This is a genomic window from Neptunicoccus cionae (genome assembly GCF_014643735.1).
GTDB classification, from domain to species: domain Bacteria; phylum Pseudomonadota; class Alphaproteobacteria; order Rhodobacterales; family Rhodobacteraceae; genus Amylibacter; species Amylibacter cionae.
Map to the genome: position 1 here is coordinate 661,026 of NZ_BMKA01000002.1, position 22,530 is coordinate 683,555.

A 22,530-nucleotide genomic window follows, 5' to 3' on the forward strand; every position below is an offset into this window, starting at 1 on the left:
GGTGCCAGCGCCGACAGGTCAAGCCAGATACCCCTCAAAGGTGATGTTCTGCGCCACTTTGCGCGCCTCGCGCTCCTGCGCGGCGGATTTGACGGTCCAGCACAGCACGGTAGCGCCCTGCGCAATCAGATTTTGCAAGGCTGCATTATGAAGATCACTGACCTGATGGGACACGAAACAGGCGCCGACCCGCGCGTAATCAGGAATTGTAGCAAGCTCTGCACAGCGCTCTATCGGCACATCGGGCCACTCCGCAGGATCGAAAGGGTCCGTCACCAGCCCACGAGGTATATCCGGCGCATATTCAGCACATTTCGCCACGGAATGGGGATTGAAAGACATCAAAGCCACCGGCCCCTGATAGCTTTTCAAAATCTCACAAACCGAACGCTCGATTTCGCCGGTCTCCGGCCCGAGCGCGCCGTCCTGATCTTTAATCTCAACCAGCAGAGGCACCTGCCCTGCAACCACTTCCAGAAATTGTTCCAACGTGGGAACCGGCTCGTCCCCGTGGGTAAGCCGCATGGCCCCCAACTCGGCAGCGGTGTGTTCACGCAGCGCCCCGAAATGGCGGGTCAATCGTTGCAGATGATCGTCGTGAAACACCATCGGCACGCCGTCAGAGGACAATTGCAGATCGATCTCAATCCCGTACCCCGCCGCAATCGCAGCACGGGCACCAATGAGCGAATTTTCAGGCCGGCCCGCGCGCACATCATGCAACGTGCGGTGGGCCAGCGGAGCTTTCAGAAATGCGTCCAGCATCAGGAAATCTGAAAGATGCCTTCGATCTCCACCGCCACGTTGAACGGCAAAGAAGAAGTTCCCACGGCCGCCCGCGCGTGGGTACCGGCCTCTCCGAACACTGCGCCCATGAAATCAGAGGCGCCGTTGATCACTGCCGGATGGTCTTCAAAATCGGGCGTGCAATTCACAAAGCCGCCCAGCTTGACCACCCGTGTTACCCGGTCGAGATCACCGTCACAGGCCGCTTTCAACTGGGCAATCAGATTTAGCGCACAGGTTTTTGCCGCATCCTGACCCGCCGCAACGTCCAGATCCGCGCCCAGTTTACCACAGATCAGCCCATCGGGGCCTTTGGCAATCTGACCGGACACATAAACCATGTCGCCCACAACAACATAGGGCACATAATTGGCCGCAGGGGCCGGTGCTTCGGGCAAGGTCTCGCCAAGGTCCGCCAGAACCGCGTCTATTTTTCCAACCATCTTAATCTCCAAAACAGGTTGCTGCCAAGCTACCTCACAGAAACGCACCCGCAACAGGAAAGATGCCTGTTGCGCTTCAATGTTCCAAAAATACTCAACCGCGCTGCCGGTTTACTCCCGGAAGGCGCGGTTGAAATAATCGGTAAAGGGCTTGGTCAGATAGCTGATCGGCGAACGCTCTTCGGTTTTGATGAAAGCTTCTACAGGCATACCGGGCAAAAGCTCTACATCGCCCAGCCTGTCCATTTCGCCTTCGTTCGGAACGATTTCGGCCGAATAATAAGACATGCCGGTGGTGTCATCCTGAAACACATCAGCCGAAACTTTGGCTACGGTGCCGAAAATTTCCGGCGTGGTGCGTTGATCAAAGGTAGAAAACCGCAGGCTGGCGTCCTGCCCCACATGAACCTGATCCACATTGATTGCTGAAATACGGGTCGTGATAACCAGCGGGCTGTCTGTCGGCACAACGTAAAGGATCGCATCGGCCGGACGCACCACAGAGCGGATGGCGTGGACGGTCAGACCGTGAATCACACCCGACATTGGCGCGCGCACATCCATCCGGCTAAGCGTTTCACGCAAGCTCAGCTTGCGTTCCATCATCTCGATTTCCGAATAGCTGAGATCGCGCAGCGTAGAGATTGCCTCCTCGCGGCGCTGGTTGCGCAGTTGAAGGATCTGGATGTCCGTCTCGACAATCTGTGCCCCGCCCCGTGCAGCAGAGCTTTCAAGCTCCCCGATGGATCCCTTCAGCCGCGCGGCTTCCCGTTCCAGCGACAGCACACGACTCGCCTGCGCCAGCCCTTTTGCCAACAGACCCTGCTGGTCAATCAGTTCTTTGGTGATCAGCTCCACCTGTTGTTTAGAGGATTCCAGTTGTGCCTCCACACCGCGGATCTGGAGTTTGATCTGCTGCTTGCGTTCATTCAACTGTTCGACCTGCTTGTCGAGCGACTCTCGCCGAGCCTCGAACAGACGGGATTGCCCTTCGATCAGAGCCGTCACATCCGGCGAGGTTTTCGCCACCTCCAGCAAATCGGGATCAAAGGTCAGCGTTTCGGCATCGTCCCGCTCTGCGATCAGTCGCGCGCGACGGGACTGGATTTCGTTCAACTGCCCGTTCACCGTCGACAGTTCGGACCGGAGCAATGTATCGTCGAAACGGATCAGAACATCGCCCGCTTCAACGCGGTCGCCCTCTTTCACCATGATCTGGCCCACAACGCCCCCTTGGGGGTGCTGCACCACCTGACGCAGACTTTCGACCTGTATCATACCACTGGAAATCACCGCGCCAGAGATCGTTGCGAAGCTGCCCCAGACGCCAAGCACACCCACCAGCACAGCCACCGCCAGCATCCCAAGGAACAGCGGTTTTCTGGCTGACCAATGCGCCCGCGCAGGTGCAGGGGCCACGCCGCCGGGCATTCCGGCCATCGATAATTGTTGCACGCTCATGAAGCCCGTCCTTTTTGCAGCGCATCTGTAATTTGCGCGACATTACGCACCTGTTCTTTTAGGACCTCGTCGCGCGGACCAAAGGCCTTGCGCATACCGTTCTCCAGAACCAGCAGATTTTCACATTCCGCAATCGCAGCGGGGCGGTGTGCCATAATAATCACCGATTTACCCTCGGCTTTCATTGTTCGGATCGCATCGTTCAGCGCGTTAGAGCCGACCGAGTCCAGATTGGAGTTCGGTTCGTCCAGCACAAGGATCAGAGGATCACCATAAAGCGCACGGGCCAGGCCAAGCCGTTGCCGCTGCCCACCAGATAAACGCCCGCCGAAATTGCCAATCGGCGTATCGTAACCTTCGGGTTGTTCGAGGATCATTTCATGCGCCCCGGCCTTTTTCGCCGCAGACACCACAGCCGCCGCATCGGGGGTTTCTGACATGCGGGCGATGTTTTCAGCAATCGTCGCATCAAAGAGCGTCACCGTTTGCGGCAGATAGCCGATATACTGCCCCAGCACATCCGGGTCGTAATTATCCAGCGATGCACCGTCCAGACGGATACGCCCGGAGGCCGGTTTCCAGATGCCACAGATCACCCGGGCCAAAGAGGATTTGCCCGCCGCGCTTGGCCCGATCACGCCAAGGGCTGTACCCGGCTGCACTTCAAAGCTGACCATCTTAAGGCTGGCTTGGGATTCACCGGGTGGAACCGCTGTCAGATTTTGCGCGCTCAGGTGCGCTTTGGGCCGTGGCAGCGCAGTGCGCGGGGTTTCGTCCGGCACAATTTCCAGCAGTTTGGACAGATTGAACCAGCCGCTGCTGGCCCGCTGCACCAGTGGCCACTGACCGATAGCCATTTCGATTGGCGCCAGCGCGCGGCCCATCAAGATGGAACCGGCAATCATTGCACCCGGTGTCAGTTCGTTTTGCAGCACCAAATAGGCACCAAGCGCCAGCATCGCAGATTGCAGGAACAGGCGGAACGCTTTGGTAAAGGACGAAAACGCGCCGGTCACATCGCTGGACTGCATATTCGAGGACAGGGATTTATTGCGCGTTTTGCGCCAGCGCGACATCACCGCACCGCGCATCCCCAGCCCCTGAACCACTTCGCGGTCGTCACGCACGTTTTCGGCAAAGCTGTCGGCCCGTGTGCTTTGAATTTGGGCGTCGATCACGCCTTTTTTTGACACCTTCTGGTTGATGATGGTGGTGATAATCAACAGCCCCCCACCCGCAAGGGCAAGATAACCCAGCATCGGGTGGAAAAGGAAAATCGCACAGGCAAAGATCGGGGTCCAAGGCATGTCGCAAATCGCGAACAACGCCGGAGACGTCATCAGTTTTTGCACCGATTCCAGATCCCGAAGTCCGCTCTGGATTTTGTCGCCACGCCCCGGTTGGGACGGCACCTTCAACAGGGCCTTGAACACCCGCTCATCCAGATCGGACTGAAATTGCGCACCTGCCCGCGCCAATACGCGGCCCCGCGCCCAATCAAGCACGCCAAAGAGAATATACAGCAACGCCACCAGCACCGAGAGCGCAACCAGTGTCGCCTCGGAACGGCTGCCGAGCACGCGGTCATACACCTGCAGCATGAACAATGGGCCAGTCAGCATAAGCAGGTTTACGAAAATACTGAAGAACCCCACGGACAAGAACAATCCACGACTGCGGCTGCGCACATCGCGCAATTCCGCCAGCCCGACAGGATAGTGCATTTTTTCGCCGGCCATTGTTAAATCCCAATCTTTTTTGCGCCAATCAATTATCCAAATACTTATAAACGACTTAGGATTAAAAAAAACATTAAAGCATGTGTCGCTAACCAAATGTTTGATGTAAATATGTTCCAATTGACACACGCATTCTAAAGACTAAGTGCTCAAAAAGCACAAACACGCCGATTTTACTCACCTTTGGTCGACACTCCGAAGGGATGCCCGTAAAAGACCCACTCGACTGAATGATCCTTAACTTGTTGATAAATTCGATATGAAAATTCGTATGCCACTCAGCCTCCTTCCCCTGATCGGCGCTGTTGCCCTGACAGCCTGCACGGCGGGGCCACCGGATCAGGAAATCTACGATCCGGACGAGGCCGCAAACCGCAAGGTTCACGCCTTCAACAAAGCGCTTGACCGCAACCTTGTGGCCCCTGTCGCACGGGGCTATGGCAAGGCTGTTCCGGTGCGCGCGGACAAGGCGATTAATAACCTTGCGAACCATCTCGCGATTCCGGGTGAAATCGTGAACAGCACCCTGCAACTGAACTTTGAAGACGTGGTGATCAACACGATCCGTTTCGCCACAAACACGGTTTTCGGTCTTGGCGGCCTGTTCGACTTTGCAACCGCTGCGGGCATGGAAGAAGACGTGGACACGGATTTCGGCAAGACACTTGCGGTCTATGGCATTCCGGAAGGACGCTACCTCGAAGTGCCGGTTTTCGGGCCGCGCACCGAACGGGAGACCTACGGGATTGTCGTGGACTATCTGCTTGATCCGCTCGGCAGCTTCCTGCCTGCAAGCGCGCAGAAAGTGACCTACCCGCTCTATGTTGTGGACAAGCTTGGCGACCGAAACGAGTATGACGATGCAATCAGCGGTGTGCTGTATGAATCCGAAGACAGCTACGCCACGGCGCGTTCCATCTACCTGCAAAACCGCAGATTTGACATCGGCGGCACCGTAAATCTAGACGATCTGGAGGATCCTTATGCGAATTAAATCTCTACTCTCCCGTCGCAGCCTTCTCGGCTTGATCGTCGGCCTGTTTCTGGCCGGCCCCGCTGCGGCCCTGTCTCAGGCGCAAGCTGAAAAACTGATTGGCGCTCTGACCAATGATATTTTCCGCACGATCAACTCGGGCAAGTCCGAAGGGGCGATGTATCGCGATTTTGAGAAAATTTTCTCGAAATACGCTGATGTTCCAACCATCGCCAGCTCTTCGCTCGGCGTGGCACGACGCAGTGCATCACCCGCCCAAATGAAAGCCTACACCAGTGCATTTCAGGGCTACGTCTCGCGCAAGTACGGCCAACGTTTCCGCGAGTTTATCGGAGCCAAAATTGAGGTTAAGGGCGCGCGCAAAACCAAACGCGGTTACCTTGTCAGCAGCGATGTAACCTTCAAGGGTAAGAAACCTTTCGTCGTTGAATGGCAGGTGTCCGACGCCTCCGGTCGCGACAAAATGTTCGACATTATCATCGAAGGCATTTCCATGCTGCGGCTGGAACGCGAAGAAATCGGTTCCATGCTGGACCGGCGCGGCGGCAATATCGACAAACTGATCGCCCATCTGAAAACGGCGTCCTGATCGGGCGCCAATAAGGCCGAAACACAGAAAAACGGCACCGGATCCACATCCGGTGCCGTTTTTTGTGGGGTTGTACCACGCTGCCTGCTTTTGTGGGGGCCGGTTTGCCCCGCTTATCGCTGGCCGCCGGTCCTACTAGTTCCTGCCGCCAAAGATACCCGTTATCACTTTCTTAAGCACGTTCTCCGCCTCTTTATCGAGCCGTTTGACGTCCCTTTCAATCTGCTCCGCCAGATCCCGCAGCGTGTCATTTCCTCTGCGCTGCTTATTCTCTTGGGCCACTTGCGGGGCAACCGGTTGTTTTGCAGGCACATCCATCGGCAGCGGTGCCGGCACCTTGCCATCAAGAACGCGCACCATCGTTTCGCGCCAGATTTCTGCGGGCAGACCGCCACCAGTCACGCCGGTCAGTTTGGAATTGTCGTCATACCCCATCCACACGCCAATCACGTAATCAGAGTTGAACCCGATATACCACGCATCCCGCGCCCCTTGGGTCGTGCCGGTTTTCCCTGCGTTTTCCACACCCTCAATCCGCGAACGCCCGCCGGTGCCCCCTTCAACCACTTGGTTCATCATATAGATCAACTGACGCGCGGCTTTCGGCGATATCACCTGTTTAGGTTCCTCGTCAGTCTTTACAAACAGAGGCTTGCTGTCGCCCTGAAGGGTCAGCTCCTCAATTCCGTAGGGCTCCACAGCGACGCCCTGATTGAGAATACCCGCGTAGGCTCCGGTCATTTCCAGCAGGGTTGATTCCGAAGCACCCAGCGCCATAGCCGGACCATTTGACAGTTCATTTTGAATGCCAAACCCGCGGGCCGTTTCGCGCACCCGCTCCAGCCCGACCGCCACAGCGACTTTTACCGCGACAGTATTAATCGACTTGGACAGCGCGGTTGTCAGTGAAATCTCTCCAAGGTGGTTTTTGGTGTAGTTCTTTGGCGTGTAAGGCCCCGAACCAGGCACGTTAATGGTAAACTGTTCATCCACAACACGGGTATCCCAGCGCCAACCGTCCTGTAGCGCGGTGGCATAAACGAAGGGCTTGAAAGAAGATCCAGTTTGCCGGATCGCCTGTGTTGCACGGTTAAATTCACCTGCATTGCCGGATTTCTTTCCCCCGACAATGGCCCGCACAGCCCCGTTCGGTGACAATACAATAATTGCAGCTTGCGCTTTAGAACCTTCACGCACCTTGGTTTCAAACACATTGGTCAGCGCATCTTCTGCCGCCTTTTGCACCTGTTTATCAAAGGTTGTCCGGATCACCAGATCTTCGGTGCTGTCTTTCAGGATGAACTCCGGTCCGCTTTCCATGATCCAGTCCGCGAAGTAACCACCCGCCCGTGCTTTGGCCACTTCAGACAGTTGCGCCGGATTGGCGTGGGCCTGTGCTGCTTCCTGATCGGTCAAATATCCCTGATCTTTCATTAGATCGATAATCAGGTCTGCACGATCCTGCGCCCGCCCGATACTACGGGTTGGCGCGTTGGCTGAAGGTGCTTTTAGCAGCCCTGCCAGCATCGCGGCTTCCGGCACGCTGACTTCTGCCGCGGATTTGCTGAAATAGCGCTGGCTGGCGGCTTCGAAACCGTGACTGCCCGCCCCGAGATAGGCGCGATTCATGTAGATCGTCATGATCTCGTCTTTGGTGTATTTGATCTCCATCGCCAGCGACATGGGGACTTCTTTCAGCTTGCGCTCGATTGAGCCCATCTCTGAGAAGAACACCCGTTTGGCCACCTGCTGCGTAATGGTAGAGCCGCCGTGCCCCTTCAATGGATGCCGCCCCTCGCGCATATTGGTGCGGATCGCCCCAAGGATACCCCGTGGCGACAGCCCGAAGTGGCGGTAAAAACGTTTATCCTCGGTCGCGATAACAGCATTGCGCAGCTGTGGCGCAACGGATTTCGCATGCACCAGCCCGCCGAACTGATCCCCGCGCCATGCAAACACCTGCCCTGTGTCGTCTTCCAGTGTCACAGAGCCCTTTTGCCGGTCGTCCATCAGCGCGGTCGCATCGGGCAGCTTGGCGTAATAAAACATCGTGGTTGTGCCGATAATAATCCCAAGCACGACGGCCACGCGGAACGTGATCCACCAGATAATCCGCAGGATACCGCCAACGACCCATTTTACGGCACGAGTCAGGATATTACCCGTGGGTTTCTTGCGCGGTGCTTTGATTTTGGGTTTGGACCTGCGGAACGAAGGCAAAAGCCCCGTCAGAAATCCGGACTTTGCCCCAGACGCCTTGCTGGTCGCCTTGCCAGACCTTGCTTTGGCAGGTTTTGCCTTTGCAGGTTTGTAATCCCGTTTGGGCGCCACCAAAGGACGCCTTTTACCATTATCCGCCATAACCGCTCGTGCCTGTTTTAGGTCATTCCCTGCAAGATAGTGTGGTTAATGCCATTTGTGGAGAGCCAAGACACTTCAAGGACCAGATTCTTTTTCGCCTATATTTAGGTCAGACATCGTTACGTGATTAAATTTTAAGCATATCTCACTTTTTCTGCACCGCAGAAATTGCCTAAACTTGTATCACCCCGACAGAAACGGCTTGTCTGAGCCAACGGCCGGGCGATCCGGTTGATACAACCTACGAGGGACAGATGAAGCTTATTATAGCGACAATTAAACCTTTCAAACTGGAAGAAGTCCGCACTGCGCTGACCGAAATCGGCGTGAAAGGTATGATGGTCACGGAAATCAAGGGCTACGGCGTTCAATCCGGCCACACAGAGATTTATCGCGGCGCGGAATACGCAATTAACTACGTGCCCAAGATGAAACTGGAAATCGTTGTCACAGCCGATATGGCCGAACAAGCCGTCAGTGCGATCGAAGACAGCGCCAAGACCGGCAAGATCGGCGACGGCAAGATCTTCGTACTGGACGTAGAACAAGCGGTTCGCGTGCGCACCGGTGAAATTGGCGACGACGCGATTTAATCGCCGCAAAATGATGATGAACGAGGATAAAGTCATGACCTATTCCCTGAAAACCCCGCTTCTGGCGCTGGCGGCAACCGCCCTGCCGGTGGCCGCGATGGCCCAAGACGCCACGCCGACCGCTGTACCCACCGAAGTTAATTTCATCCTGACCACGCTGCTGTTTCTGATCGGCGGCTTTCTGGTGTTCTTTATGGCAGCCGGTTTTGCCATGCTGGAGGCGGGTCTTGTCCGCTCCAAGAACGTGACCATGCAGCTGACCAAGAACATGGCGTTGTTCGGTCTGGCCTGTATCTTTTACTACCTGATCGGCTTTAACCTGATGTACCCGGGCGACGCCTGGATCGTGCCGAACGTCATCGGCGCGCTGAGCCCGACAAGCCTTGAGCCAGTTGGCCTTGCCGCAGCAGATGCTGATCTGTCTTATGCTTCTGTTGGCTCGGACTTCTTCTTCCAGCTGATGTTCTGTGCTGCAACAGCTTCCATCGTATCCGGCGCGCTCGCCGAACGGATCAAACTCTGGCCGTTCCTGATCTTCGTTGTCATCCTGACAGCCGTAATCTATCCGGTTCAGGCTTCGTGGAAATGGGGCGCAGGCTTCCTTGACCAAGCAGGTTTCCTTGATTTTGCAGGTTCCACAGTTGTTCACTCCGTCGGCGGCTGGGCTGCTCTGACAGGCGCGATCATACTTGGCCCACGGATCGGCAAATACCGCGATGGTCGCGTCACACCGATGCTCGGCTCCAACCTGACACTTGCAACTCTGGGGACTTTCATCCTGTGGCTCGGCTGGTTCGGCTTCAACGGTGGTTCGCAACTGGCAATGGGTACTGTTGGCGATGTTGCTGATGTCTCCCGCATCTTTGTGAACACAAATGCTGCCGCTGCCGGTGGTGTGGTTGTCGCGCTAATCCTGACACAGGTGCTTTATAAAAAGCCTGACCTGACCATGATCCTGAACGGCGCACTTGCCGGTCTTGTCTCCATCACAGCCGAGCCGCTGACACCTTCCATCGGTGCAGCAACCCTGATCGGTGCTGTGGGCGGTGTAATCGTTGTCTTCACGGTTCCCCTGCTGGACAAATTCCGCATCGACGATGTGGTTGGCGCCATCCCTGTACACCTTGTTGCGGGTATCTGGGGCACAATCGCAGTGATCTTCACCAACAGCGACGCATCCCTTGGCGCACAGCTTTACGGGATCATCACAGTCGCCATTTTCGTGATCGTCAGCTCCGCTGTGGTCTGGTTCATCCTGAAAGCCATCATGGGGATCCGCGTTCCGCAAGAAGCCGAAGTCACCGGTCTCGACATGAGCGAGCTGGGCATGGAAGCTTACCCCGAATTTGCGCAAAACTAAGACCATGCAATTCTACACATTTTGAAAGCCGGGCCTTCGGGTCCGGCTTTTTCTTTGCGCTTGGGGCTGGTCAGCGCCGCATTTTCCCGCCACCTTGCGGCGAAACCGATGAAAGGATCAGACATGAACGCCCCGCAGCCGAACGCCACCAATATGGATCACTGGGACGCCCGCGTAGATCTCGCCGCCGCCTTTCGCTGGACAGAGCGGCTGAATTTCCACGAGGCCGTGGCGAACCATTTCTCCTATGCCGTGAACGACGATGGCACACAGTTTCTGATGAACCCCAACCAGATGCATTTCGCACGGATCAAGGCAAGCGACCTTCTGCTGCTGGATGCCAACGACCCCGATGTGCTGTCCAAACCGGGCGCACCGGACCCGACCGCATGGGGCCTGCACGGTGCCTTGCACCGCCACTGCCCCCACGCCCGCTGCGCCATGCACGTCCATTCCGTCCACGCAACGGTGCTGGCCAGCCTAAAAGACAGCCGCCTGCTGCCGATTGATCAAAACACCGCGACGTTCTTCAACCGCTATGTGATTGACGACAACTACGGCGGTCTGGCCTTTGAGGAAGAGGGCGAACGCTGCGCGCAGCTGTTCAGCGACCCCAAAGTCAAAGTGATGATCATGGGCAATCACGGGGTGATGATCATTGGCGACACAGTCGCGGATACATTTAACCGCCTGTACTATTTCGAACGCTCTGCGGAGACCTATATCCGAGCGTTGCAAACAGGTCAGGAACTGCGGGTGCTATCCGATGAAATCGCAGAAAAAACCGCGCGGGAGCTGGAAGATTATCCCGAGCAAGCGGATCGCCACTTGGAAGAACTGAAGCTAATCCTTGATGAGGAAGGCTCCACCTACGCGGGCTAGGCCGTTTTGCCCTCCCCTGCGCGCAAGGCTCGGGGGGAGGTGTCAAACTCTATCCGAAACGCCCGTGTCATGGCAGTGGCGTCACGGTACCCACACCGCACGGCGATTTCCGCGATGCCCAGTTCGGTATCCTGAACCAGATTACGGGCCACCACCATCCGCTGACGCCGGTAAACCTGCTGCGGCGTCGCGCCAAGCGCGGCCTTCACTCGCGCCTCAAGTGTTTTTTGCGAAACCCCGAGCCGCCGCGCCAGTTCCTTAACCGTCAACGGGCTTTCCACATGGGCCTGCATCAGGTCAAGCGCCCGCCCCACCAGCCGGTCCCGCGCCCGCCCAAACCCGCTCTCGGCGCGGGCATCAGACATGAACAGGGTCGCCACATCTTGACGCAGCGCCTCTCCATGTGTCGCACCAATTAGATGCATCGCCAGATCAAAGGCCGCAATCGCCCCCGTGCAGGTGATCCGGTCCCCGTCAATCACATAACGCTCCCGCAGGACGTCTATATCGGGGAAGGTTTCGGCAAAAGCATCCAGTTCTTCCCAATGGATCGTCGCCCGCCGCCCCTGCAACAAACCCGCTACGGCCATCAGCCACGCGCCAGTGTCAAATCCCGCGATTTTGTCAAACCTGATCGCCGCCGCCCGCAACCCGACCCGCGTGGCCGCACCCGTGTGGCTGTGATGGGCATAACTTGGCATCACAAAAAGCATATCCCCGTCGCTGCCCTCAAGCCGCCCCTGTGGAGTAATCTGCAATCCGCTGGAACTAGTGACAGGCGCTCCGTCAAGCGACAGGAACCGCCAGTCGAACAGCGACGCCCCTGCCAGATCATTGGCCGCGCGCAGCGGTTCGATGGCATTGGCAAGACAATGGTTCGAGAAATGATCAAACAGAAGCACACCGACCCGTAGCCCGCCAGAGGATGATTTTTTCCAATCCGGCATGGTCAAGGCATACTTGTGCAAGGTCTGTTTTGGCAAGGCCCATAGACTCGGGGCAACATCAAAAGGATTCCGACATGCAATACGGCCTGACCGAAGAACAGGAAATGATCGCCTCCACCGTGCGGTCTTTCGTTGAAAAAGAGATTTATCCCCACGAAGAACTGGTCGAACGCACTGGCGAAGTCCCCATGGAAATCGCGGATGAAATCAAGCGCAAGACGCTGGAATTGGGGTTTTATGGTTGTAACTTTCCTGAAGAAGTCGGTGGCGCAGGCCTGAACCACCGCGAATTTGCGTTGGTGGAGCGGGAACTGGGGCGTGGTTCTATGGCGCTAAACCACTTCTTCGGCCGCCCGCAGAACATCCTGATGGCCTGCAACGCCGAACAGCGGGAGCGGTACCTGATGCCTGCCATGCGCGGCGAACGGATGGACGCGCTGGCCATGACCGAGCCAGGTGCAGGATCGGACGTGCGTGGCATGAAATGTTCCGCCGTACGCGATGGGGGCGACTGGGTTGTGAACGGGACCAAACACTTCATTTCTGGCGCGGATCACGCAGATTTCATCATCGTCTTCATCGCCACCGGCGAAGACGACACACCGAAGGGCCCGAAGAAACGGATCACCACCTTCCTTGTGGATCGCGGCACACCCGGTTTTACCATCCGCGACGGCTATAAATCTGTCTCCCATCGCGGCTACAAGAATATGATCCTAGAATTTGACGATTGCCGCCTGCCAGACGCACAAGTGCTTGGCGAGGTTGATGGCGGCTTTGAAGTCATGAACGAGTGGCTTTACGCCACACGGATCACAGTGGCCACCATGTCCGTTGGCCGCGCCCGCCGAGTGTTTGACTACGCGCTGAATTACGCCGCCGAGCGGGAACAGTTCGGCCAGCCCATCGGCAAGTTCCAAGGCGTCAGTTTCCAGATCGCCGATATGATCACCGAAATCGACGCCGCCGACCTGCTGACCCTTGCAGCCGCGGACCGGTTGGACAAAGGACTGCCCGCCAACCGTGAAATCGCCAGCGCAAAGCTTTACGCTTCTGAAATGCTATCCCGAGTCACGGACACAGCAATCCAGATCCACGGCGGCATGGGCCTGATGGACGACTACCCGCTGGAACGGTTCTGGCGCGATGCCCGTGTGGAACGGATCTGGGACGGCACCTCCGAAATCCAGCGCCACATCATCAGCCGCGAGCTTTTGCGCGCATTGGGCGCGTAGGCCATGCGCTCCGCGCGGGGGTATTTCAGGCCAGAAGAAGGGCGCGGCGGGGTGGAAACAGCCCCCTGCGCCTTTGACAGCGGCAGAGGGCCTTCTCCTGGCGCGGTCATCGGCTTCCCAGCCTGTACCGCAAACCTGTTAAAGCCGATTCCCGTTAACAAATCCTTGCTTCTTCTGGCGAAAAATATCCTCGCCGAAGGCTGTAAAACTTTTAGCCCGAGGCTCCCGGCGTCATGATACTACAAAGACTCTTTTCCCCGAAATCCATTGCCATCATCGGTGGCGGTGCCTGGTGCGAAGCGGTGGCAGATCAGGCGCAGCGTTTGGGCTTCCAGGGGGCGATTTATCCTGTCCATCCCAAAGGCAAGCCCCTTGGTGGGCTGGCGAGTTACACCAGTCTTCAGGATTTGCCCGAACCACCGGACGCCTGCTTTATCGGGGTCAACCGCCATGCAACGCTTGATATTGTAGCGGAGCTTTCTGCCTTAGATGCCGGCGGAGCCATTTGCTTTGCCTCGGGGTTTTCCGAAGCGGATCATGAAGATGCGGCGGGGTCTGATCTACAGGCACAACTTGTTGCGGCAGCGGGACGAATGCCGGTACTCGGGCCGAATTGCTACGGGATGATAAACTACCTCGACAGTGCGATCTTGTGGCCGGACCAGCATGGCGGCGGGCCGGTGGACAGCGGCGTGGCGATTGTCATGCAATCGTCCAACATGGCGGTGAACATCACCATGCAGCAACGCGGCCTGCCCGTGGCGGCTGTGGCCTGTGCGGGAAATCAGGCGCAAACCGGCATGGCCGAGATCGGCGCGCATTTTCTAGAAGATCCACGGATCACCGCCCTTGGCCTGCATATCGAAGGGTTTAATGACATCCGCGCCTATGAAGCGCTGGCGCAAAGGGCAGCGGCCTTGGGCAAGCCGATTGTAGCGCTGAAGGTGGGCAAGTCCGATCAGGCCAAAGCCGCAACCATTTCGCACACGGCCTCGCTCGCTGGTGAAGACGCAGGGGCCACCGCGCTGTTAAAGCGTCTTAATATCGCGCGGGTGGACAGCCTGCCGGCCTTTCTTGAGACCTTGAAGTTGCTGCACTTCACAGGCCCGCTGCCCTGTGCCGACATCGCGTCGATCAGCTGTTCGGGCGGCGAGGCGAGCCTTGCGGCAGACACTGCCCACGGTACGCCTGTCAGCTTTCCGCCTTTGACAAAAAGCCAGACCAAAAACCTGCGCGCGGCTTTGGGGCCGATGGTCGCGCTGGCCAATCCGCTGGACTACCACACCTATATCTGGCGCGATACGCAAGCTATGGCCAAGGCTTGGGGCGCGATGATGGAACCGCATCTGGCGTTAACCCTTCTGGTGGTGGATTTCCCCCGTGCGGACAAATGTTCGGATGCAGATTGGGACTGCGCCATTGATGCTGCTGGACTGGCCAAGGCACAAACCGGCGCGGCCGTCGCGGTCGTGACCACCCTGCCGGAAAACCTGTCGGAAACGATCGCGGCGCGATTGGTGGCAAAAGGTGTGATCCCGATGCTTGGCCTGCGGGAAACAGTAGAGGCTGTTGCCGCGGCGGCGAGCTATGCCCTGCCTTCTGACCAGCCGGTTCTGCTGCCGACAGCCTCTGCGGTGGCACATACCTTGACCGAGGCCGAGGCCAAACAGGCGCTAAAAGATCACGGGTTGCGCATTCCAAAGGCGTTACAAGCGCGTTCCTGCGACGAAGCGGCGGCGCAGGCCGAGACGATCGGCTTTCCAGTGGTGCTGAAAGGCGTGGGTATCGCCCATAAATCCGAAGCGGGCGCAGTGGCGTTGAACCTGACTGACGCGGCCTCTGTGCGCGGGGCCGCAGATGCGATGCCGTGCGACAGTTTTCTGGTGGAAGAAATGGTCACTGGCACCGTGGCCGAACTGCTGGTCGGAGTGGTCAAGGATCCTGCCCACGGGTTTGTCCTGACCCTTGGTGCGGGGGGGATTTTGACCGAACTTCTGGAAGACAGCGCTTCCCTGCTGATCCCGTCCACACGGGCGGAAATGGCCGAAGCACTCGACACCCTCAAGATCAGTAAAATGCTGCGCGGTTTCCGCAATGCGCCTGCTGCGGATATGACCGCGCTTTTAGATGCGGTGGAGGCGGTTCAGAACTACGTGCTTGCCAATGCGCAAGGCTTGGAAGAAGTTGAAATCAACCCGTTGATCTGTACGCCCACCGATGCCATCGCTGCTGATGCCCTGCTGCGCCGGCAGGTTTGCACGGCGACAGACAATACGACACAGACACAAACAGACGAGAAGGCCCTGACATGACAGACCCGATTAAAACACGCCGCGAAGGTGGCATTTTGGAAGTGACGCTCGACCGCCCCAAGGCCAACGCGATTGATCTGGCCACCAGCCGGATCATGGGCGAGGTCTTTGCAGACTTCCGCGATGATCCGGAATTGCGCGTGGCGATTATCACCGGCGGTGGCGAGAAATTCTTCTGCCCTGGCTGGGATCTGAAAGCCGCCGCTGACGGGGACGCCGTTGATGGAAACTACGGTGTCGGCGGGTTTGGTGGCCTGCAAGAGTTGCGCGGGATGAACAAGCCGGTCATCGCTGCTGTGAACGGTATTTGCTGTGGCGGCGGGCTGGAACTGGCGCTGTCGGCAGATATCATTCTGGCGGCGGATCATGCCTCATTTGCCCTGCCGGAAATCCGCTCCGGCACTGTTGCAGACGCGGCAAGCATCAAACTGCCCAAGCGCATTCCCTATCACATCGCGATGGAAATGTTGCTGACTGGTCGCTGGCTGGATGCCGAGGAAGCGCATCGCTGGGGGTTCGTGAACCAGATACATTCGGGCGGTGATCTGTTGGAGAAAGCGTGGGATATGGCCCGAATGCTCGAAAGCGGTCCGCCACTGGTTTATGCCGCCATCAAAGAAGTCGTGCGCGATGCCGAGGACAGCAAGTTTCAGGATGCCATGTCGCGGATCACCCAGCGCCAGCTTGAAAGCGTCGACAAGCTTTATTCTTCAGAGGACCAATTGGAAGGCGCCCGCGCCTTTGCCGAAGGGCGTGATCCGGTCTGGAAAGGCCGATAACCGCGACAAGTACACCCCTAGCAAACAGGACCACGCCCTACCTATCATTCCAGACATAACATTTAAGGACATACCATGCTGACAGATAAAGGCCAGAACGATGCAGAAGCCCATTTGCGCGCTTTGGATCAACGCCACACGCTCCACCCGTGGACCCATTTCGACAGTTTCGAAAGGGAAGGTGCCATGGTCGTGGAGAGCGGCGAAGGCTGTTATCTGAAAGACGCCAACGGCAAATCCTATCTGGATGCGGTGGGCGGCATGTGGTGTACCAACATCGGTCTGGGCCGCAAGGAAATGGCGCAGACCATTGCCGAGCAGGTGGAAAAACTGGCTTATTCATCGACGTTCGTGGATATGACCAACGGTCCGAGCGCGCTGCTGGCAGAAAAGCTGGCCAGCCTGACACCGGGTGATCTGAACCGGATGCATTTTACCACCGGCGGCTCTACGGCGGTGGATTCAGCCTATCGGCTGGTGGGGTTTTATAACTACTGTCGTGGCAAGCCGGAAAAGACCCATATCATCGCACGGGATCAAGCCTATCACGGGTCTACTTTTGTCACCATGTCCATCGGTAACAAGGCCGCCGATAAGGTGACGGAGTTCCAATATCTGCGGGACGGCATCCATCATATTTCGGCGCCGCACCACTACCGCGCGGAGGGTAATCCGTCCGAGGAAAACTTTACAGACCAGTTGATCGCCGAATTTGAAGCCAAGATCGCAGAGATTGGCGCGGATAAGGTCGGGGCGTTCTTTGCAGAACCGATCCAAGCCTCCGGCGGTGTGCTTGTGCCGCCCAAGGGCTATCTGAAACGGATGTGGGAGGTTTGTCAGAAGCACGACATCCTGTTCCTCGCGGATGAAGTCGTCACCGCCTTCGGACGGCTTGGCCATTTCTTTGCCAGTGAGGACGAATTTGGCGTTGTGCCTGACATTATCACCACAGCCAAAGGTCTGTCGTCAGGCTATCTGCCGATGGGCGCGATGATCTATTCGGATCGCATCCACGATGTGATTTCCCAAGGTGACGAAAACCGATGGTTCACCAGTGGCTATACCTACAGCGGCCATCCGGTTTGCTGTGCGGCGGCGCTGAAAAACATCGAGATCATGGAGCGTGAGGACCTCATGCAGAACGCGACCGAAGTGGGCGCGTATTTTGAGGAACAGCTTAACACGCTGAACGATCTGGAGATTGTCGGCAACGTGCGCGGGCGCAAGCTGATGATGTGCGTGGAGAACGTCAAGGACAAGGCCAGCAAGGAACTGTTCCCTGACGAAGTGGACATCGGCAAGCGGATCGCGATCACGGCAGAAGGGCTTGGCCTGCTGGTGCGCCCGATCGGTCATCTGAACGTGATGTCACCGCCCCTGACCCTGACCCGCAAGGATGTGGATTTTCTGGTAGAGACCTTGCGGGCCTCTATCGTAGAAGTCACAAAACAACTGCGCGCAGAGGGGCATCTGTAGCGTTTTCGCTTGCTCTGGACCGAATTTCGACGTTCCAATAGAACGAAGCAAAAGGGACAAAATGCGAAGTGGTTACAATCGAATGAACCTAGGCTCGATCGCATGAGCGGGTTTGCCAAATGGCGCCGCTCGGAGGAAGCTTCGGGCTGGCTGCTGGTCAGCCCCACGCTGGTCTATTCCATCCTGCTGCTGGCGGCACCACTCGCGATGGTGATCGCCCTCAGCTTCTGGACGCAGGACTATCTCGACCTTGATAAAACCTTCACGCTAAAAAACTATATAGAGGCGTGGTCAGAACCGATCTACCAGACACTGATGGCACGGTCCCTGAAAATCTCCGCGTTCGTTACGGCGCTGACAATTCTGCTGGCCTTTCCAGTCGCCTATTACGTCAGCTTCTACGTCCCACAAAAACGTAAACCGCTGTGGATCTTTCTGATCACCATTCCGTTTTGGACAAGCTACCTGATGCGGATTTTTCTGTGGAAGGTGATCCTCGGGTATAATGGTGTGGTGAACGGATCGCTGCTGGGATTGGGGGTGATCGAACAGCCGCTGTCCTTTATCCTGTACAATCAAAACGCCGTGGTTGTGACGCTGGCCCACGCTTGGGTGCCTTTTGCGATCCTGCCGATCTTTGTCGCGTTGGAAAAAATCGACCGCTCCCTGCTGGAAGCCGCCGAAGATCTGGGCGACGGTCCGCTGCGCCGCTTTATCCGTGTTACCCTACCGCTGGCGATGCCCGGCGTGGTGGCGGCGACGGTAATTGTGTTCATCCCCACCATCGGCGATTACGTCACGCCGCGACTGGTGGGCGGGCCAAACGGATTGATGATTTCCAACATGATTGAATTGCAGTTCAAAAAGGCCAACAACGCCCCCTTGGGCGCGGCACTGGCGCTTTCGGCCATGTTCCTTGTCTCTGTGGTGTCGCTGGTCTTTGTGTGGATGAACCGCAAATATCTGGTGGGGCAGAAATGAAATCTGGTACATGGTTCAAACTTTATATCGGTGTGTTTCTGATCTTTCTGTATGCCCCTGCCCTTTTGCTGCCGGTGTTTGCATTTAATGACAGCTCGATCGTGTCCTTCCCGCTGAAAGGCTTTACGCTGAACTGGTTCAATGTGCTTTGGGAAACCGAAGCGCTGCACACGGCGACCAAGAACAGTCTGCTGATCGCTGTTAGCACCGCCATTATCGCGACGAGCCTTGGCATTCTGGCGGCGCGCGCGTCGTCCCGTTACAAGTTTCGCGGACAAAAAGCCGTGATGGGCTTTATCATGGTCCCGCTGGTGCTGCCCGAGATTATCGTCGGGGTGTCGCTGCTGGTGGTGATCCTGCAAATGGGGTTTGACCTGTCGCTCTGGACGATTGTGCTGGGTCATGTGCTGATCTGCACGCCGTTTTGCGTGGCGATCCTGTCGTCTGCCTTCCTGAGCCTTGATCAAAGCCTTGAAGAAGCTTCCTTCGATCTGGGGCGAAGCAAACTGGCGACCTTCTGGCTGGTGACAATGCCACTGGTGCTGCCCGGCGTGGTCTCTGCGATGCTGATTTCTTTCACCATATCGCTCGATGAATTTATCATCGCCTTCTTTCTGGCCGGAACCGAACCCACATTACCGGTCTATATCTGGGGGCAGTTACGCTTTCCCCAAAAGCTGCCCAGCCTGATGGCCCTTGGCACGATCCTTCTGATCCTGTCCCTAACCCTGCTGGCCACCGCCGAATATTTCCGCCGCCGTAGCGCAAGAAAAACAGGCATTGAAGATGCCGGAGGATTCCTATGACCGACCCGATCATCCGCCTGAGCGGCATCGACAAATTCTACGGCGACTTTCAGGCACTATATAATGTGAACGCCGAAATCCGCACCGGAGAGTTCTTTTCCCTGCTCGGGCCATCGGGCTGTGGCAAGACCACCTTGCTGCGCACCATCGCAGGGTTTGAAGATGTGTCCGCAGGCCACGTAGAGATCGCCGGACAGTCCATGGACAACGTCCCCGCCAACCGCCGCCCCACAAATATGGTGTTCCAGAGCTATGCGATTTTTCCCCATATGTCCGTGGCTGAAAACGTGGCTTACGGGCTGAAGGCGCGCAAGATGCCCAAGGAGCAGATTAAAACTGCCGTGGAGGCTGCGCTGAAACAGGTCGGGCTGGCGGGTTACGGGGACCGTGCCTCTCATGCTATGTCCGGCGGGCAGAGACAGCGCGTGGCGCTCGCCCGTGCGTTGGTGCTCAAACCCAAGGTACTGCTGCTGGACGAACCTTTGTCCGCGCTCGACAAGAAAATGCGCGAGCAGATGCAATCCGAACTGCGCCACCTACAACGGGCGGTGGGGATCACCTTTATTCTTGTGACCCACGATCAGGAGGAAGCCCTGACCATGTCCGACCGGATCGCGGTGATGTTTGAGGGCAGGATCGGTCAGCTTGCCTCTCCTCAGGAACTCTACCGTCGTCCGGTCAACCGCGAGGTAGCGGAATTTATCGGCGTTATGAACTTCCTGAACGTGTCCGTTACCAACGGCGCGGGCGGCACCTTTGACTGCGAAATTGCGGGACTTGGAAAGGCCACCATTCCCGCCGAACAAGCCCCCGGCGGCGTAGATGCCAGCGTTACAGCGGGTGTGCGCCCCGAAATGCTAACAATTCTCTCCGACGAAAATTCCCGCTCCGAACGGGAGGCATCGGGCATTGTGCAGGATGTTTATTACTACGGGGATATGACCTATTACGATGTGCAACTGGACGGCGTGGACCACCCCGTTACCATTTCTATGCGCAACACCGCCGGGCGCACAGTCCTGTCCCGCAAAGACCGCGCCCGCGTAGGTTGGGGCGCGGAGAGTGTTCTGCTTTTGAAGTAAACAGCGCCTACGAAATCTCTGCGAACTTCCTGTGCTGCTGGAATTTCCTATTTTATTAAAGCCGACAGCTACGCGATGTAGCGCATAACATTGAACGCCTTAAAAAGCCGGTCTTCAACCTCAGCGATGCCTTCCGGCCAATGGATCCGAATCTCGGAAGGCTCCAAAGTCAACGCAACTGGACGGGCGGATCGGGTTGTGCCATCCAAGCTTCTCAGCGCAGAAATGCGTGATTGCCTAACATTTATTTCAATTTGTCTACAGTTCATAATCTTTCCTTCGATAAAGTTTTACTAAATCAAAGATAAAGGAAGAAATTTTAGATGCATGCTGGGAATGGAATAGGAAGCGCGCGATTTAGCGACAACTTTCTATTCTTTAGGATAGAAAAAGGGCGCCCGAATGAGCGCCCTTCGTCAATTAAGGTCTTCACTTTTAGAAACCGGCTTTGATTTTCTCAAACTCTGCGATCATCTTTTCACGCAGCTGTTGATCCATCGGGATCTGCGCCAAGATTGGCACGTCGATCTCGCCCAGACCAACGCCATTGAGAGTCTCTGTCCCCATAGAGGCCATTTGCGTTTCGTTGCCGCTGCCGTAGCCCCATTCGTTCACGATATACTGGGTGGTTTCAGGCGACAGCCATGTATTGAAGAAATCATACACCAGCGCTTCGTCGTTGGGGCCGTCTTTCAGGTTCACATAGCCGCAGAACCAAGTGGAAGAGCCTTCCTTGGTTTCACGGTTGGCTTTCACCGCGACACCTTCCCCAGCCAGCGTGGTCGGAGTCTCGTTCCATGCCCAAGCGACGATCACCTCGCCGCTGGTCAGCAATTGGGCCAGCTCCGCACCGTCCGCCCAATAAGCCCGCACCATCGGGTGTACTGCGCGCAGCCATTCATTGGCCTTGGCGAAATCTTCATCTGTGGCCTTGGACCAGTCCTGAGTTCCGGTCGCTAGATAAGCCAGCGCATAGACGTCATCCACGTTGTCAGGCAGGGATATCCGCCCCCCGTATTTGGGATCCTTGAACACTTCCAACGTGTTCATAGCTGCCGGATCAACCATATCACTGCGGTATGTCAGGGCCGTAGTGCCCCAGTCCGACGGAATCAGGTAATATTCGCCATCAAACTTGAAGGCCTCTTTCATCTCGGCGTTAACTTCGTCCCAAAGATCGATCTTCGACGGATCAATCGGTTCGATAAGACCGGCATCATGCCATTTGGAAACCGACTGGCTGCAAGGATGGGAAACATCTGCTTTGAAACCGGATCGCAGTTTCTGGAAGGCCTCTTCTTCTTCCCCGAAGAAAGAGTATGTCGGCGGGCCGCCGTGTTTTTCGATGTAGCTTTGCAAAAAGCCCTCATCTTCATAGCCGGACCAATCCAGCACGACCAGTTCTTGCGCGCCAGCCCCCGAGGCCGCGAGGAATCCGGACAGGACAGTCCCTGTCATCAGCGTATTAAACTTCATATTAGCTCCCGATTGGTTAAAGCGCCTTGAATCGTTGTCCAAGCGCCGTGTTGGTCCCTGAAACCTAGTGCAGCTGCGCGGCTTGGTCTACAGTTTCCCCCGCCCCACGTGACAGTTTACACAATAAATCAGTCACGTTCGGAGCGCCACTACCAGCCTGTGCCACTCTCTTTTTGAAACGCGCCATACAGCGACAGTACCCCTAAGGTTGCATAATTAATCACGGTC

19 protein-coding genes are annotated in these 22,530 nt (G+C 56.8%); 12 read left to right on the forward strand and 7 right to left on the reverse strand.

Annotated elements, in window-relative coordinates; genetic code table 11:
• Positions 1 to 18: 18 nt before the first annotated feature.
• The 4 genes from IEX10_RS08485 to IEX10_RS08500 all read right to left on the reverse strand — a co-directional run bounded on the left by IEX10_RS08485 (position 19) and on the right by IEX10_RS08500 (position 4,429).
• Complete coding sequence (locus IEX10_RS08485; RefSeq protein WP_188673334.1) at positions 19 to 765, reverse strand: glycerophosphodiester phosphodiesterase family protein; 747 nt, start codon at positions 763 to 765, stop codon at positions 19 to 21.
• Positions 765 to 1,229, reverse strand: a complete 465-nt coding sequence (locus IEX10_RS08490; protein ID WP_188673337.1) for a RidA family protein — start codon at positions 1,227 to 1,229, stop codon at positions 765 to 767. Before IEX10_RS08490 ends, IEX10_RS08485 begins: the two co-directional genes overlap by 1 nt.
• 111 nt (positions 1,230 to 1,340) lie before the next feature.
• Positions 1,341 to 2,690, reverse strand: coding sequence for an HlyD family type I secretion periplasmic adaptor subunit (locus IEX10_RS08495; protein ID WP_229678479.1), 1,350 nt, complete (start codon positions 2,688 to 2,690; stop codon positions 1,341 to 1,343).
• On the reverse strand, positions 2,687 to 4,429 hold the full coding sequence (locus tag IEX10_RS08500) for a type I secretion system permease/ATPase (protein ID WP_188673340.1): 1,743 nt from the start codon (positions 4,427 to 4,429) through the stop codon (positions 2,687 to 2,689). The genes IEX10_RS08495 and IEX10_RS08500 overlap by 4 nt, the downstream gene beginning before the upstream one ends.
• 271 nt (positions 4,430 to 4,700) lie before the next feature.
• On the opposite strand from IEX10_RS08500, the gene IEX10_RS08505 reads away from it, so the two are divergent.
• Both IEX10_RS08505 and IEX10_RS08510 read left to right on the forward strand, forming a co-directional pair.
• On the forward strand, positions 4,701 to 5,423 hold the full coding sequence (locus IEX10_RS08505) for an MlaA family lipoprotein (RefSeq protein WP_188673343.1): 723 nt from the start codon (positions 4,701 to 4,703) through the stop codon (positions 5,421 to 5,423).
• Entirely contained in the window at positions 5,413 to 6,012 is a 600-nt protein-coding gene (locus IEX10_RS08510; RefSeq protein WP_188673345.1) for an MlaC/ttg2D family ABC transporter substrate-binding protein, read from the forward strand. Before IEX10_RS08505 ends, IEX10_RS08510 begins: the two co-directional genes overlap by 11 nt.
• Before the next feature lie 135 nt (positions 6,013 to 6,147).
• Here the strand turns inward: IEX10_RS08510 and IEX10_RS08515 are convergent, their stop codons facing one another.
• Positions 6,148 to 8,373: a transglycosylase domain-containing protein gene (locus IEX10_RS08515; protein ID WP_188673348.1), complete on the reverse strand. Its 2,226-nt coding sequence runs from the start codon at positions 8,371 to 8,373 to the stop codon at positions 6,148 to 6,150.
• 254 nt (positions 8,374 to 8,627) lie between these two features.
• Here IEX10_RS08515 and IEX10_RS08520 point away from each other — a divergent pair, with 254 nt between their 5' ends.
• The 3 genes from IEX10_RS08520 to IEX10_RS08530 all read left to right on the forward strand — a co-directional run bounded on the left by IEX10_RS08520 (position 8,628) and on the right by IEX10_RS08530 (position 11,208).
• Complete coding sequence (locus tag IEX10_RS08520; RefSeq protein ID WP_188673351.1) at positions 8,628 to 8,966, forward strand: P-II family nitrogen regulator; 339 nt, start codon at positions 8,628 to 8,630, stop codon at positions 8,964 to 8,966.
• A gap of 34 nt (positions 8,967 to 9,000) precedes the next feature.
• A complete protein-coding gene (gene amtB, locus IEX10_RS08525) occupies positions 9,001 to 10,326 on the forward strand; it encodes an ammonium transporter AmtB (protein ID WP_188673354.1) in 1,326 nt (441 codons plus the stop codon).
• A 123-nt stretch (positions 10,327 to 10,449) separates the two neighbouring features.
• Complete coding sequence (locus IEX10_RS08530; RefSeq protein WP_229678480.1) at positions 10,450 to 11,208, forward strand: class II aldolase and adducin N-terminal domain-containing protein; 759 nt, start codon at positions 10,450 to 10,452, stop codon at positions 11,206 to 11,208.
• On the opposite strand, the gene IEX10_RS08535 is transcribed toward IEX10_RS08530, so the two are convergent.
• On the reverse strand, positions 11,205 to 12,155 hold the full coding sequence (locus tag IEX10_RS08535) for a GlxA family transcriptional regulator (protein WP_188673360.1): 951 nt from the start codon (positions 12,153 to 12,155) through the stop codon (positions 11,205 to 11,207). The genes IEX10_RS08530 and IEX10_RS08535 overlap by 4 nt on opposite strands.
• Before the next feature lie 74 nt (positions 12,156 to 12,229).
• Between IEX10_RS08535 and IEX10_RS08540 the strand changes: the two genes are divergently transcribed.
• The 7 genes from IEX10_RS08540 to IEX10_RS08570 all read left to right on the forward strand — a co-directional run bounded on the left by IEX10_RS08540 (position 12,230) and on the right by IEX10_RS08570 (position 20,826).
• On the forward strand, positions 12,230 to 13,390 hold the full coding sequence (locus IEX10_RS08540; protein WP_188673363.1) for an acyl-CoA dehydrogenase family protein: 1,161 nt from the start codon (positions 12,230 to 12,232) through the stop codon (positions 13,388 to 13,390).
• Positions 13,391 to 13,623: 233 nt separating this feature from the next.
• Positions 13,624 to 15,702, forward strand: coding sequence for an acetate--CoA ligase family protein (locus IEX10_RS08545; protein ID WP_188673365.1), 2,079 nt, complete (start codon positions 13,624 to 13,626; stop codon positions 15,700 to 15,702).
• Positions 15,699 to 16,481 (forward strand): carnitinyl-CoA dehydratase, encoded by a 783-nt coding sequence (locus tag IEX10_RS08550; protein ID WP_188673368.1) that lies wholly within the window; start codon positions 15,699 to 15,701, stop codon positions 16,479 to 16,481. Before IEX10_RS08545 ends, IEX10_RS08550 begins: the two co-directional genes overlap by 4 nt.
• A 75-nt stretch (positions 16,482 to 16,556) precedes the next feature.
• Positions 16,557 to 17,957 carry an aminotransferase gene (locus tag IEX10_RS08555; protein ID WP_188673371.1) on the forward strand — a complete coding sequence of 467 codons (1,401 nt, stop codon included), beginning with the start codon at positions 16,557 to 16,559 and terminating at the stop codon, positions 17,955 to 17,957.
• A 102-nt stretch (positions 17,958 to 18,059) separates the two neighbouring features.
• The gene (locus IEX10_RS08560) at positions 18,060 to 18,938 is read left to right on the forward strand and encodes an ABC transporter permease (protein WP_188673374.1); all 879 of its coding nucleotides are present in this window, start codon (positions 18,060 to 18,062) and stop codon (positions 18,936 to 18,938) included.
• Positions 18,935 to 19,744, forward strand: a complete 810-nt coding sequence (locus IEX10_RS08565; RefSeq protein WP_188673377.1) for an ABC transporter permease — start codon at positions 18,935 to 18,937, stop codon at positions 19,742 to 19,744. The genes IEX10_RS08560 and IEX10_RS08565 overlap by 4 nt, the downstream gene beginning before the upstream one ends.
• Positions 19,741 to 20,826: an ABC transporter ATP-binding protein gene (locus IEX10_RS08570; RefSeq protein WP_188673380.1), complete on the forward strand. Its 1,086-nt coding sequence runs from the start codon at positions 19,741 to 19,743 to the stop codon at positions 20,824 to 20,826. Before IEX10_RS08565 ends, IEX10_RS08570 begins: the two co-directional genes overlap by 4 nt.
• A gap of 435 nt (positions 20,827 to 21,261) precedes the next feature.
• Here IEX10_RS08570 and IEX10_RS08575 read toward each other — a convergent pair whose 3' ends face one another.
• On the reverse strand, positions 21,262 to 22,302 hold the full coding sequence (locus IEX10_RS08575) for an extracellular solute-binding protein (RefSeq protein WP_188673382.1): 1,041 nt from the start codon (positions 22,300 to 22,302) through the stop codon (positions 21,262 to 21,264).
• Positions 22,303 to 22,530 lie beyond the last annotated feature (228 nt).